12 protein-coding genes and 2 tRNA genes are annotated in these 14,083 nt (G+C 45.2%); 7 read left to right on the top strand and 7 right to left on the bottom strand.

All coding sequences use genetic code 11. The features are described 5' to 3' along the window. Positions 1-22: 22 nt before the first annotated feature. On the bottom strand, positions 23-460 hold the full coding sequence (locus ACX17N_RS06720) for a tetratricopeptide repeat protein (RefSeq protein WP_458891771.1): 438 nt from the start codon (positions 458-460) through the stop codon (positions 23-25). A 201-nt stretch (positions 461-661) separates the two neighbouring features. Here ACX17N_RS06720 and ACX17N_RS06715 point away from each other — a divergent pair, with 201 nt between their 5' ends. From ACX17N_RS06715 to ACX17N_RS06700, 4 genes are read left to right on the top strand one after another with little or no spacing between them, the layout of a single operon-like run. Beyond that, a complete protein-coding gene (locus ACX17N_RS06715; RefSeq protein WP_458891770.1) occupies positions 662-1,072 on the top strand; it encodes a cation efflux protein, CzcI-like in 411 nt (136 codons plus the stop codon). A gap of 56 nt (positions 1,073-1,128) precedes the next feature. Further along, positions 1,129-2,496: a TolC family protein gene (locus tag ACX17N_RS06710; RefSeq protein ID WP_458891769.1), complete on the top strand. Its 1,368-nt coding sequence runs from the start codon at positions 1,129-1,131 to the stop codon at positions 2,494-2,496. Between the two features lies 1 nt (position 2,497). Next, positions 2,498-3,745: an efflux RND transporter periplasmic adaptor subunit gene (locus ACX17N_RS06705; RefSeq protein ID WP_458891768.1), complete on the top strand. Its 1,248-nt coding sequence runs from the start codon at positions 2,498-2,500 to the stop codon at positions 3,743-3,745. After that, positions 3,735-6,926 (top strand): efflux RND transporter permease subunit, encoded by a 3,192-nt coding sequence (locus tag ACX17N_RS06700; RefSeq protein WP_458891767.1) that lies wholly within the window; start codon positions 3,735-3,737, stop codon positions 6,924-6,926. Before ACX17N_RS06705 ends, ACX17N_RS06700 begins: the two co-directional genes overlap by 11 nt. Positions 6,927-6,972: 46 nt before the next feature. On the opposite strand, the gene ACX17N_RS06695 is transcribed toward ACX17N_RS06700, so the two are convergent. Then, positions 6,973-7,773, bottom strand: coding sequence for a DUF4198 domain-containing protein (locus ACX17N_RS06695; RefSeq protein WP_458891766.1), 801 nt, complete (start codon positions 7,771-7,773; stop codon positions 6,973-6,975). A 131-nt stretch (positions 7,774-7,904) separates the two neighbouring features. Between ACX17N_RS06695 and ACX17N_RS06690 the strand changes: the two genes are divergently transcribed. Continuing rightward, positions 7,905-8,876, top strand: coding sequence for a cation diffusion facilitator family transporter (locus ACX17N_RS06690; RefSeq protein ID WP_458891765.1), 972 nt, complete (start codon positions 7,905-7,907; stop codon positions 8,874-8,876). Between the two features lie 22 nt (positions 8,877-8,898). On the opposite strand, the gene ACX17N_RS06685 is transcribed toward ACX17N_RS06690, so the two are convergent. The 5 genes from ACX17N_RS06685 to ACX17N_RS06665 form a co-directional block, all read right to left on the bottom strand. Continuing rightward, the gene (locus ACX17N_RS06685; protein ID WP_458891764.1) at positions 8,899-9,240 is read right to left on the bottom strand and encodes a hypothetical protein; all 342 of its coding nucleotides are present in this window, start codon (positions 9,238-9,240) and stop codon (positions 8,899-8,901) included. A gap of 134 nt (positions 9,241-9,374) precedes the next feature. Continuing rightward, a tRNA-Glu gene (locus tag ACX17N_RS06680) sits at positions 9,375-9,450 on the bottom strand. A 30-nt stretch (positions 9,451-9,480) separates the two neighbouring features. Then, positions 9,481-9,556 (bottom strand) — tRNA-Ala (locus tag ACX17N_RS06675). A gap of 57 nt (positions 9,557-9,613) precedes the next feature. After that, the gene (gene gltX / locus ACX17N_RS06670) at positions 9,614-11,122 is read right to left on the bottom strand and encodes a glutamate--tRNA ligase (RefSeq protein ID WP_458891763.1); all 1,509 of its coding nucleotides are present in this window, start codon (positions 11,120-11,122) and stop codon (positions 9,614-9,616) included. A 126-nt stretch (positions 11,123-11,248) separates the two neighbouring features. Continuing rightward, positions 11,249-11,545, bottom strand: coding sequence for a hypothetical protein (locus ACX17N_RS06665; RefSeq protein ID WP_458891762.1), 297 nt, complete (start codon positions 11,543-11,545; stop codon positions 11,249-11,251). Positions 11,546-11,948: 403 nt separating this feature from the next. Here ACX17N_RS06665 and ACX17N_RS06660 point away from each other — a divergent pair, with 403 nt between their 5' ends. Continuing rightward, the gene (locus tag ACX17N_RS06660; protein WP_458891761.1) at positions 11,949-12,950 is read left to right on the top strand and encodes a sulfate ABC transporter substrate-binding protein; all 1,002 of its coding nucleotides are present in this window, start codon (positions 11,949-11,951) and stop codon (positions 12,948-12,950) included. 175 nt (positions 12,951-13,125) lie between these two features. Beyond that, entirely contained in the window at positions 13,126-14,037 is a 912-nt protein-coding gene (gene rsmH / locus ACX17N_RS06655; RefSeq protein ID WP_458891760.1) for a 16S rRNA (cytosine(1402)-N(4))-methyltransferase RsmH, read from the top strand. The last annotated feature ends 46 nt before the right edge of the window (positions 14,038-14,083 follow it).

Below are 14,083 nucleotides of genomic sequence, written 5' to 3'. Positions count from 1 at the left end.
CTGGTTTTTTTATGCGTTGTGTTTATGAAAATGCCAACTCACTATAGGCATGATACAGGCAGCGTTTTGCATCGGGATGACCATCTCGAGCGGCTCTTTTTAACCACTTCTCGGCTTTCTCATAATTACGATCTAGACCCAGTTGACCATTTAAATAGCCAACGCCCATTTTAAATTCAGCTTCAGGATGACCACGTAAGGCGGAACGAAGAAAGTACCACATCGCATTACGAGTGTTGCTAGAAGAGATCGGCGAATGCTTGATCGCTATTGGCGCTGGCGTTTGCAGCACCTTGTTTTGCATGAACACATGGTAATGTTCGCACAATGCCAGTTGCTCATAATGCAACCCACGCTGATATTCATGTTCACCTGCGAGGTCTAATACAGGAGTGACCAAGTCGTGATAGGGAGTGTGAAATAACAGCGTCCATACTGTTTTAAGGTATTTCATATTCATCGTCGCCTCCTTGTTGCTGACAACCTCAGTGGTCATTATTTAATTTAAACTGTCTGGCAGCGGGATGTATTAAATTATTGTAACAAAATGGTTTTTATCTGTATGTTGTGTGAAGATGATGCCGAATCTGGACAGTGTAATTTTATTACATGAATGAAGCTGCTATAGTGTCCGCAAGTTGTAGCGACCGTATTTTATCCTGTGAAACGCTCTGGTTTTTTGATTACCTTATTGTTGAGTTTGTTCATGTTTCAAAGTTTTTGGAATGTGGCGGCAGCATTTTGTGTACATGAAGCCGAGCCGAAAAGCCTCACACGGATGGCTCATTTTGGGCATCATACCACGGTCAGTTGTGAGTCTCAGGCACATGGGATGGAGCAGAACACGACCGTTCAAGTTCAAACTGCTTTCGATTTTGCTGCCTTTGCGCAAGATGATCATAGTGATCATTTACCCTCGTTTGCACATATCATGCTAACTGAAGCGCAGCAATCAGCCGTATCTCCGATCTTTATTCCGATATTGACGCAAGTGCAGTTCAACTGGCAAAACTTGTATCAGTCCCCTCATTTATTTCCCGCAAACCCGCCTCCTGTTTTAACCCCGCTATAGGTGGGGTAGCCGAAAATATTGCCCACCACTAATTTTAACTTTAGTGGGGCATCAGCATGTCTTTTAAAATTTACGGAACTTTCAGTTTCGATACCGCACGTTCAATCCATCGTGTATTTGCGCTAGGCTTAAGTCTTGCACTTTGCAGCCCGTCTCTTTGGGCAAATACCCAGACTCAGTCCTTAACCTTGGCGCAAGCCATTCAACGTTCCAGCGACTATCAACAATCGCAAGGGGTATGGCAAACCCAACAGCAGATTGCTGGTGCGAACATAAAACAGGCAAAGCTGTGGATAAATCCAGAGTTGTCCATAGAGCAAACGGGCTTGCATTCAGATCAAGATCGGGAACTTGCACTGGGGATTTCACAGCGTCTGGATTTATTTGGTGAGCGTCAAGCCAAGCAAAAACGTGCCCAGCTGGCACAGCAGCAAACCACCTTAAAACAGCAGATTTATCAGGTACAGCTCGGGCTGGCCGTGAAATATTTGTGGTCACAACTGGCGACATTTGAGTTGGAACGTCAGGTGCTGCAAGAGCAACTTCAGGTCAGTGAAGAAAATCTCCAAGCCATTCAAAAGCGTTATCAGGCAGGGAGTGTGGCACAGGTGGATGTAGATCGTGCCCGACTGAGCCATGCAGAAAATCTTCGCCTATTTCGACAGGCCGATTTGCAGGTTCAAGTGGCTCAACAATACTTGTCCAGTGCTTGGGGAGAGCGAGAGAAGAACTTGACCGTGGCATTGTCTCCACAACAGTTATGGCCTGCCACAACCGCTGAGCAAGTGCAGCAGCATCTTGCAGCGAATTTACTAGAACGACATCGCCAACTCTCTGTGTTGGAATCACAAGCCAAGATTGAGCAATTGAAAGCACAATCCCGTCCTAATCCCACCCTGAATATCGGTGTTAATCGTAGTCAAACGCTAGAAAGCAATGCAGATAATGTTCTGGTGGTTGGGGTTTCTGTACCGTTAAACCTGTTTGATCATCAGCAATATGGCAGGCAGATTGCGCAGGCACAGCAAACTCAGCTAGAGCGACAGCAAGGGTTTTACCTCAAACAAAATGCCTTACACGTCGGGAGTTTATTGACTGAGTTACAAGGGTTGGCGGTGCAGTTTCAAGCGCTGCAACACACTCAACTTCCCTTAGCTCAAACGGTGCAACAAAAAACACTGCAAGGCTTCAATGTCGGCAAATTTTCAATTTTAGAGGTCCAGCAAGCGACCTTGCAGTTACAAGAGGTGCGTATGCGTAAAGTGCAATTACTGAAAGATGCCTGGCAGCGTGCACTTGAAGCTGAAAGTTTGAGTTTGGGCATTCAGCCCGAGCAGGTCATGAATAAAGATGCGATTGCACAAATGAATCAAGCCTTGTGGCAAGACACACAAGCATTATCTGTGATTGGTGGGGGAAATTAATATGTTGAATTTACAAAATAAGCTGAAGAATCAACAGGGAAAAATCTCCCAAAAGTTTTTAATTGTGCTGGCAATTGGCATCACGGCATTGGGGTCTATCGGGGTTTTATTCTTGAAAGAAAAGCCGTCTACAACTGAAGATGAGCATGGGCATACCGAAGGCGGTGAGCATGCTGAGCAAGGTGAACATCAGGAAGAAGAGGAGCATGAGGCTGCGATTGAATTAAGCACCCAACAACTAACGGAACAAGGCATTCAACTGGCGGTAGCAGAATTAGGTCCCGTGCTGAAATCGACATCTTATCCAGCCAAGTTGGTGCTGAATACTGATCGTCAAGCGCATGTTGCACCAGCATTTGCTGGACATGTCGAGGCGGTCTATGTGGAATTGGGTCAGCAGGTGCGTAAAGGACAGGCGCTGGCCAGTCTGTTGGTACCCGATTTAGTTGATCAACAAGCCAATTTACAAGCCGAGCAAGCCAATTTGGAACTGGCACGTCAGGACTACGAGCGCGAGAAAAAACTGTGGAATGAAGGAATTTCTGCTAAACAGGATTATCAGCGTGCTTATCACGCTTTTCAGCAGGCGCAGATTCAGGTGCGTGCCACGCGTGCCCGTTTATCAGCCTTAGGTGCGCAAACCAGCAGCCAAGGTCGCTATGTACTGACGGCACCAATTGCTGGCGTCATCAGCCAAAAAGATTTGGTCTTGGGCGAAAATGTGCAACTGGCGGATCAATTATTTGTGATTGATCAGCTGGATCAGTTATGGCTGGAATTTATTGCACCGAGTAGTGAATTTGCTGAAATTATGCCGAATCAAAGCATTACCTTTAAATCTCTACAAACGGGTAATCAATTTAAAGCACAAATTCAAAGTCTAAATAGCCAAGCCGATGCGCAAACGGGGCGCTTACAGGTCCGCGCCAAAGTTTTATCTACAGCATCCGAATTACGTCCCAATTTAATGGTCAATGTGCAGTTAGAGCAGCAGCAAGCCCAGCAAGGCTTACGTATTTTGGCGCGTGCGGTACAGAAAGTGAAAGACCAAGATCATGTGTTTGTGGTCAAGCAGCATGGAAAAAAGCTTGAATTTGCTCCCCAGCCAGTCAAGCTGGGTGCAAGCGCTAGCGATGGTCAATGGATTGAAGTGCTTTCTGGACTGGAACAAGGGCAAAAATATGCCGCACAAGGCAGCTTCTTGCTCAAATCCGAGTTAGAAAAAGGAGAGGCGAGTCATGCACACTAATCAGCCTCTTTCACCCGATGCCGATCCAGCACAGCAAAGTACCGATGGCCTACCTCAGCCTGAGGGCTGGTTTGATCGGATCATCCAGTTTTCGATTCGCAACGCGATTTGGGTGATGCTGTTTGTGTTGACTTGGATTGGCGTTGGCATTTATAGCTATCAACAATTGCCGATTGATGCCGTGCCTGACATTACCAACACACAGGTACAAATTAATACCCAAGCCACAGGTTTTACCGCGCTGGAGGTTGAACAACGGATTACCTATCCGATTGAAAATGCGATGGCAGGCTTGCCTGAATTAAAGCAAACCCGTTCCATTTCCCGTTATGGGTTGTCGCAGGTCACTATTATTTTTCAGGATGGTACCGATATTTATTGGGCCAGACAGTTGATTAACCAGCGTTTGCAAGAAGCGCAAGCGGAACTTCCTGAGGATATGACACCGACCATGTCACCGATTTCTACCGGGCTTGGAGAAATTTATCAATGGGTCATTCAGGCGGAACCGAATGCGCGTAAGGCCGATGGAACACCTTATAGCGCCATGGATTTGCGTGAAATTCAGGATTGGATTGTACGCCCGCAGTTGCAACGCGTTGCAGGGGTAGCCGAGATTAATTCGATTGGTGGTTATAACAAAACCTATGTGGTCACACCAGATTTGCAACGCTTACAACAATTGCAAATCCCATTGGCTGATTTGCAAGTCGCATTGACTGAAAACAATGAAAACCGAGGAGCGGGATTTATTGAGCAGAATGGGCAACAACTGACGGTGCGTGTGCCTGGCACTTTAAATAATCTTGAAGCCATTCAAAATGTCAGCATTGCCACTAAAAACGGATTTCCGATTCGCGTAGCCGATGTCGCGAGCGTGTCGATCGGGCATGATTTACGTACGGGTGCAGCAACCTATAACGGCGAAGAAACCGTATTAGGCATTGCCATGATGATGATGGGGGAGAACAGCCGCAGCGTTGCGCAGGCAGTGGATGCCAAACTGCAACAGGTGCAACAGTCGTTACCCAAAGGGGTGGTGATTGAAACCGTATATGACCGTACCAGTTTGGTGGATCGGGCGATTAAAACGGTTCAGAAAAATCTGGTCGAAGGCGCGATACTGGTCATCGTCATTTTGTTTCTGTTTCTGGGTAACTTTCGCGCTGCCCTGATTACCGCCTGTGTGATTCCGCTTTCAATGCTGTTTACTTTGTCGGGCATGGCAAAGCAAAACATCAGTGCCAATTTAATGAGTCTGGGCGCACTCGATTTTGGCATCATCGTGGATGGTGCAGTGGTGATTGTTGAAAACTGTATCCGCCGATTGGCAGAAGCCCAACATCGACATGGTCGTTTACTGACTCGTGCAGAACGCTTTCAAGAAGTCTTTTTGGCCGCAAAACAGGCACGACGACCTTTAATTTTCGGGCAATTGATTATTCTGGTGGTGTATTTCCCAATTTTTGCGTTGTCTGGTGTAGAAGCCAAACTGTTTCACCCTATGGCGATGACTGTGGTGTTGGCATTGCTGGGAGCCATGATTCTCTCTATCAGCTTTGTGCCTGCGGCAGTGGCGTTGTGGGTGACAAGTGAGGTTAAGGAAATGGAAAGCCGCTGGATGCTGTGGCTGAAGCAGCAATATACCCGTTTGTTGAATTGGGCGTATGACTTTAAGGCTTTGGTGCTCACGCTGGCGTTATGTATGCTGTTTTTCACAGGAGTGTTAGCGACGCAAGTCGGCAGTGAATTTGCGCCACAATTAAGTGAAGGCGATTTTGCAGTACAGCAGATGCGTTCTCCGAGTACCGGTTTAGAGCAGTCGCTGCGTATGCAGGAAAATACCGAAAAATTGTTGTTAAAAGAATTTCCAGAAATTAAAGCCATTTTTGCCCGTACCGGCACAGCGGAAGTGGCAACCGATGTGATGCCGCCCAATATTTCCGATGCCGTTGTACTGTTAAAACCACGTGAACAATGGCCCGAGCCGAAGCAGAGCCTAGATACGCTGCGTCAACGCATGATTGCTTTTCTGGCAACATTGCCGGGCAATAACAGTGAGTTCTCCCAGCCAATTGAACTACGTTTTAATGAGCTGATTTCAGGGGTACGCAGTGATGTCGGTGTTAAAATTTTTGGCGATGACATGCAAGTGCTGAATCAACAAGCACAACAGATTGCAGCAAAAATCCAGAGCATGTCGGGGGCAACCGCCGTGAATGTTGAACAAACCAGTGGTTTGCCTTTGCTGAATGTGGAAGTGAATCCTGCACTGGCGGCACAATATGGACTGTCGGTTAAAGCCATTCAAGATCTGGTCGCCAGCAGTGTCGGAGGGCAAAATGTTGGGCAGATTCTCCAAGGGGATCGACGTTTTGATTTTGTCATTCGTTTGGATGATCAGCAGCGTACACCTCAACATTTGGCAGTGCTGCCGCTGCAAACCGCCAATGGCGGGCTGATTCAACTGCAAGATGTAGCCAAAGTAGACACCATTTTAGGCATTAACCAAGTCAGCCGTGAAGATGGCAAGCGTCGTGTGGTGGTCACAGCCAATGTCGAGGGGCGAGATTTGGGTTCCTTTGTGCAGGAGCTACAAAGTAAATTGGCTGAACAGGATTTACCCGAAGGTTACTGGCTGGATTATGGCGGTCAATTTGAGAATCTGGCTTCTGCGGCAGCACGCATGCAGTTGGTCATTCCTTTGGCTTTAATCACTATCTTTATTTTATTGATGGCGGTTTTTCATAATGTCAAAGAAAGCCTGCTGGTCTTTACTGGCGTGCCGTTTGCACTGTGTGGTGGATTAATTGCCTTGTGGTTACGCGATATTCCACTGTCGATGTCGGCAGGGGTGGGTTTTATTGCCTTGTCGGGGGTGGCAGTGTTGAATGGTCTGGTGATGCTGACCTTTATTAAGGAATTGCGCCAGCAGTTCGATGTGTATCATGCCACTTGGCAAGGAGCTATTTTGCGACTACGCCCAGTGCTGATGACTGCGTGTGTGGCCTCTTTGGGCTTTATCCCAATGGCCGTGGCAACAGGCACGGGGGCAGAAGTGCAACGACCTTTAGCGACTGTGGTCATTGGAGGGATTATTTCCTCGACTTTGTTGACGTTGGTACTGTTGCCCGTGCTGTATCGCTGGATGAATGAAAGCAAACCACGAAACTTAGATTAAAGGGAGCACAACTGCGATGACGAGCGCATCGCAGTTGTTCCTTTGCTTATGATTTTGGCGGAGCAACTTGCAGGCTAATGATGGTGTAGTTCTGATTTTTAGGCATTGCTTGAGGATCGATTTTTTCAGTAACTTCCACCAGATATTGACCTGCATGTGGGAAGCTGAAGCGGGCTGTACCATCGGGTTGTACTGCAATATCTTGGGCTTGTGCTTCAGTTGCCCCTTGGGCACGTATAGTTACTTGCGCTGTGGTGAAAGCCAGATTGTCTTTTTTGATCTGGAGCTGAATACTTTGCTGGGCAACCAATTGATTTGGATGCGTGTTAAAGCTGACCTGAATGGGTGCAGTGGTGTTGGCTACAGCTGAAGGCGAGCCTTTACTGAGATAGGTCTGCAGCGTCCATTCACGCACGGTTTCGACTTTCTTTGGTAACTTACCGTTAAAGTCACTGGCAATCACATAATCGCGTTCCGTGATGGCAGGCACTTGATCTGCGGGAACATCTGCGAAGATTTTCCATTGCTGCTGATGTTTGACATATTGAATCGGGTAGGCGGTTTTGGTGTAGAGGGTATAAGTACCCTGTTCAGGTAATGGCAGATGAAAGCTACTCATGGATTTGAGTGCTTGAGCATCGAGGGTGACTTGGGTTTGCTGAGGTTGGATCACCGTTAATTGGAGGTCCTTGAGGGCGTACTCAGGTTGTAAGGCTTGTTCGGCATAGCCAGCAATTACAGGAATTTGAGTATTTTCGGTTGTATACGCCAAAGGGGCAACAAAGGGCTCATGGGCGAAGCTTGTGCTGCAAACGCATAGAATGGAGAGGCAGAGCAATATTTTCATCAAGATTCCACGTGTAGTTTTAATATTGTAAATGATAATTATTTTCATAAACTTTGAAAAGTGAAAAAGTCTTAAACTCCAGTTGAAATAAGACTAAAGTGATAATCAGAAAAATCAAAAGAGGGCGGAAAATGAGTGGATCACATGGGCATGATCATTCACATGCACAAGTCACTGAACAAAATGCCAAAAAATTAAGCTTTGCCTTGGCATTGACCAGCCTGTTTTTAGTGATTGAAGTGGTTGCGGGTTTTATCACGCAAAGTTTGGCCCTGCTGTCTGATGCTGCGCATATGTTTACCGATGCTGCCGCTTTGGCAATTGCATTGGTGGCAATTCGACTCGGCAAACTCCCTGCCGATAATAAACGGACCTTTGGTTATCAACGCCTTGAAATCTTGGCGGCGCTGTTCAATGCCCTGATGCTATTTGTGGTGGCGGTGTATATTTTGTATGAAGCCTATCAGCGTTTTAGCCATCCCCCTGAGATTCAAAGCTTAGGCATGCTGGTTGTGGCAGTGGTGGGATTGATTATTAACCTGATTTCTATGCGTATTTTATTTTCCAGTGCACAGGAAAGCCTAAATGTGAAAGGGGCTTACCTCGAAGTGCTGAGTGATGCACTAGGTTCGGTTGGGGTAATCATTGGCGCCATTGTGATTTATTTTACCCAATGGTTTTGGGTGGATACGCTGATTGCAGTCTTGATTGGGTTTTGGGTATTGCCCCGCACCTGGGTGCTGCTCAAGCAGAGTATTAATATTCTCTTGGAAGGGGTGCCTGAAGAAATTGACATTGAACAATTGCGGAATGATCTGTTGCAATTGCCAGAAGTTGAAAGTATTCATCAACTAAAAGTCTGGGCCATTAGTTCAAAAAACATTCATCTGACTGTGCATCTCTATGCACCCCAGGCCGATCAGAAAATGTTATATCAGGCAGCCGCAGCGATGTTACAGCGGCAACATGGCATTGCCGAAATGACTTTACAGATTGAAGATGATGAATGCTTGGCACATCGGCATAGTCAGCCACATCTTGAGCATGCCGACCACGCCGTACAGTTAGAAGCACAAGGGCATGATCATTCACATCAGCATTAAGCTGATGTGAACTGGGGGAGATTTAGATTTCCCACTCATGCTCGCATTCGCGGCATTTCCATTTCTTTTGTGATTGCATAAAAGATTGCATAGAAATTTTGAAGTCAGGTAAATCGCGGTAAAACAAGAAGCCTGAAATAACAGAAAACACAAAGGCAATCACTGTTGCAATTTGCAAGGTCGAACCAGCACCATCACCAAACAGCCACATGGCAATGCTAATTAAAACCAACAGTAGCAATACAAAAATTGAGGGAACCAAGAACACCAGACTTTTCGGCACGACAGGACGTGCAGCTGGGGCATTGGCTTGTGCTACAGGCATAATTTTAGGACTTTGGCATTTTGGGCAACGGTATTGCATTTCAGCTCCATCATTTTTATCTGACTTTAGTTTAGCGGAATGTTGGACTGAGCCAAAATATTTCGGATTATTTTATTGAAATCAGGTTATTACGGCAATAAAAAAGCCACTGTTGAACAGTGGCTTTTTGAATTTGGCGTCCCTACGGGGATTCGAACCCCGGTTACCGCCGTGAAAGGGCGATGTCCTAGGCCTCTAGACGATAGGGACTTATGAGGCAACACAGGTAAAACGATTGTTTGGTGGAGTCAAGCGGGATCGAACCGCTGACCTCTACAATGCCATTGTAGCGCTCTACCAACTGAGCTATGACCCCAGTCTGTGTGAGCGCAATATTAGGCATATTCCGATCACACGTCAACTGCTAATTTAATTAAGCTTGTTCAATTGCATCATTTTTCGGCAATTTTAGGCTTTCATTCAGTTTTTCCCAGACTTTTGCTTCTTTTTTGCTCGGAGCACCAACCACTTCAAGGGCATGGCGTAAACGAGCGAAGGTCAAATCAGGGCCTAAAGTCACCATCGCCTGCATGACAGGAGTCGATGAGGTTGAACCTGCAATGGCAATAAAGAACGCAGGCATGAAATCACGCAGTTTGATATTCATTTGGTTGGCTAAATCCATCAAGATTTGGCTGACCGTGTCATTGTTCCAAGTAAACTGGCTTTCTAAGCGCCAGATCGCGAACTGTAGACTTTGACGCACTTGTTCTTCAGTCAATTTCTTGCTTTCAAACTGTTCTTTGCTAATTTGCGGCATATGGTTGAAATAGAAACCTGCCCAATTCACTGCTTCTGACAGTAAGTGAATACGTGGCTGAATTGCAGCTGCGATATCTTCTAAAGTGTTACGGTCACTCTTCCAGCTTAATAGACGATCCAGCAACTGACCCGGTGTCAATGATTTGATCCATTGACCATTCAGCCAGTTGAGTTTTTCCACATCAAAGATTGGACCACCCAAAGAAACACGCTTTACATCAAAGTGTTCCACCATGTCATTTAAAGTAAAGACTTCACGCTCGTCTGGCATAGACCAGCCCATACGCCCTAAGTAGTTCAATAAGGCTTCTGGCAATACCCCGATGTCACGGTAGTAATTGATTGACGTTGGGTTTTTACGTTTAGACAGTTTTGATTTGTCTGGGTTACGCAATAACGGCATATGACACAAGGTTGGCATTTCCCAGCCGAAATATTGGTAAAGTAACTGGTGTTTAGGTGCAGAAGGCAGCCATTCCTCACCACGAAGGACGTGGGTAATTTGCATTAGATGATCGTCGACCACGTTAGCAAGGTGGTAGGTTGGCAATCCGTCTGTTTTTAACAGCACTTGCATGTCGACTTGAGCCCAAGGAATTTCCACTTCGCCACGTAACAAGTCATTGATTTTACATGTACCTTCTTCAGGTACTTTCATGCGAATCACGTGTGGCTCACCCGCTGCAAGGCGACGCTGCACTTCTTCTTGAGTGAGTTTTAAACCACGACCATCGTATTTTGCTGTTTCACCGCGTGCTTGTTGTTCTTCACGCATTTGGTCTAATTCTTCTGCCGTCGCAAAACAATAGAACGCATGTCCTTTTTCCACCAATTCCAAGGCATATTGTTTATAAATATGCATACGTTCAGACTGGCGATAAGGTGCGTGAGGTCCGCCCACATCTGGTCCCTCAGACCAATTCAGACCTAACCAGCGTAAAGAATCTAAAATCATTTTTTCAGATTCGGGGGTCGAGCGAACTTGATCCGTATCTTCAATACGTAAGATAAATTCACCGCCGTGTTTTTTGGCAAAACACATATTAAATAACGCGATGTAGGCAGTTCCTACATGAGGAAAGCCTGTTGGTGAGGGAGCAATACGGGTACGGATAGTCATAACAATATTTTTCAAAAGGTAAGCTGAGGCTATTATAACGAAAAAGCCCAATCACTTAATGCTTAATTCAACATTTGTGATTGGGCCAGACACCAATTTTAAAGGGGTAAAAATTGGCGGTTTGGATCAAGAATTATTTTGTGGGAATATCGCTTGCAAAAAACGCGAGAAGCGTTGGTTTTGTGTCGCAAAGAAACTTTGTGTTGGGGCAACTTTAATGGCGGTCAGAACTTTCAAGTTATTGTCTGCTTGTAAATAATTGTCACCTTGCTTTTGCTGATTCAGTGCTTTTTCAATTAAAGACACTTTTTCAGGCGCGACCGTTTTACCCATAGTCGCTTTAATTGCAGCAGTATGACCTGCCTGCGCCACACAACCCAAGCTTAAACTTAAGCAGATGGCTTGAAAATAATGTAAATTCATTTCAATTTCCCCTTTGACCCAACTAGTTGAGAACTATTCTTATAAAATACTGTTCTGCATACTATAGCTACAATTTAAACATCTTTAGAAACCAAAAAGTAGACTTACGTCACACTTTTTACAAAAAGACAAGAAAATCTAAATGATTTTACTCTGTTGAACGAGAGTGAAAAATTCATGGAGTTGTTGTAACAAATAAATATGAAGACATCATGAAGATTGTAATATTGTGACAGATTTTAGATCATTTCATGACATTTGTTCAGCCTCTTTGGCTATTTGTTTTGCAACATTTTATATATCTAAAAATTAGAAATACTACGATAAATTAAGTATAAGCATATGATTGTTAATTAATTTTATTAAAAATATAGTGTTTTAAATAGTAATTTAGAGTCACACAATGAATAAAAATATCTTTGCGATCGGGATCGCGCTTTTAGCAGGGGTTTCTGGGCCAGTCTTTGCGGCAAAAAGTTTCTTAAATGTCTCTTATGATCCTACGCGTGAATTCTATCAAGAATATAACAAAGAATTTGCTCAATACTGGAAGCAGCGTACGGGTCAGGCGATTGCATTCAAGCAATCACACGGCGGGTCGGGCAAGCAGGCACGAGCGGTTGCAACAGGTCTGGAAGCCGATGTTGTGACTTTGGCGCTCGCCAATGATATTGATGAGATTGTGAAAGCGGGGTATATCGATAAAAACTGGCAAAAAGAATTCCCGAATAATTCAGCCCCCTATACTTCAACCGTGGTGTTTTTGGTGCGTAAGGGCAATCCTAAAAAAATTAAAGACTGGAATGATTTGGTTAAACCCGGAGTGGAAATTATTACGCCTAATCCGAAAACGGGTGGTGCACCGCGCTGGATTTATCTGGCCGCATGGGGCTACGCCCTGAAACAACCTGGGGGCAATGATGCTAAGGCGCGTGAGTTGGTGAAAAACCTTTATCGCAATGTCAAAGTATTAGATTCGGGGGCGCGAGGCTCCTTAACCACGTTTGCCGAACGAGGTATCGGGGATGTATTGCTGTCGTGGGAAAATGAAGCTTTGCTGGCGACCAAAGGTTTGGCGAAAGGGCAATTTGAAATTGTTTATCCGTCCATTTCAATTTTGGCAGAGCCTTCGGTTGCGATTGTGGATCAAACGGTCGATAAAAATGGCAATCGTCAGTTAGCCAAAGGCTATTTAAATTATTTGTATTCTCCCAAAGGGCAAGATTTGGCAGCTCAATATTATTTCCGCCCACGCAATGCCCAAGCCGCTGCTAAGTATGCAGCCCAATTCCCGAAGCTTAAACTGTTCACCATTGGTGATGTGTTTGGCGGTTGGGCCAAAGCGCAACAAACGCATTTTGTGAATGGCGCAATCTTTGATCAAATTTATAATCAAGCCAATTAATCCTCGCTAAAAACAGACAAAAAAGACTCGTCAAGTGGCTTTTAGGGCGTGGACAATACAATAGAAACGGTTTTCTCTATGAAAAGTAATATTTCCCTACAAAAAGACGTTTGGAGCTTTACTAAAACAAGGTAATAATGTGCAGTTAAATTTTTCGTAGTTTGATTGCACTATTATGTCTCATATTTCTGTATTACTTCATGAAACTGTGGATGCCTTATTGGCAGGTCGGAATACAGGGATTTATGTCGATGGCACTTTTGGTCGAGGTGGGCATACCCGCTTATTGCTTTCAAAATTAGATGAAAATTCACAGGTCTACGCCTTTGATAAGGACCCACAAGCCTTGGCGGTTGCAGCAGAATTGGCTGCAGCAGATCCACGCTTTCATATTATTCATGCCAGCTTTGCCGATTTAAAACAAGAACTCGAAGCCTTGGGCTTGATGCAGGTCGATGGCGTCATGGCCGATTTGGGCGTGTCATCTCCTCAGTTAGATCAGGCAGAGCGCGGTTTTAGCTTTATGCAGGATGGTCCGTTGGACATGCGTATGGATAACTCACAAGGTCCAACTGCAGCAGAATGGTTGTTGAAGATTGAAGAAGAAGCCTTGGCCAATGTCATTTTTCAGTATGGCGAAGAGCGTTATAGCCGTCGTATTGCCAAAGCGATTAAGGCTGCGGGTCAGATTGACACCACGCGTCAATTGGCTGAAATCGTGAAAGTGGCGCATCCAAAATGGGAAAAAAATAAACACGCGGCAACACGGACATTTCAGGCGATACGTATTGCGATTAATAAAGAATTAGAAGATATTGAAGCTTTCCTCCCTCAAGCAGTTGAGGTGCTTAAGCCTGAAGGTCGTTTGGCAGTGATTAGCTTCCATTCTTTGGAAGATCGCTTGATTAAACAGTTTATTCAAAAAGAATCGACATTGCCTGAAGACACAGGATGGGGTTTACCACAACAACAGCAAGATACCCGTCGTTTAAAGAAAATATCGCGCGTACGTGCCAGCGATGAAGAAGTAAAAGCCAATTCACGTTCCCGTAGTGCTTGGCTTCGTGTTGCGGAACGCTTAGTTTAATAAAGGCGAACAATGAAAACTGAAGCAGTCGAAAAGAAAGCAGAAA

It is taken from the genome of Acinetobacter sp. GXMZU3951 (assembly GCF_054457875.1).
This window is presented reverse-complemented; position numbering and strand designations above follow the sequence as displayed.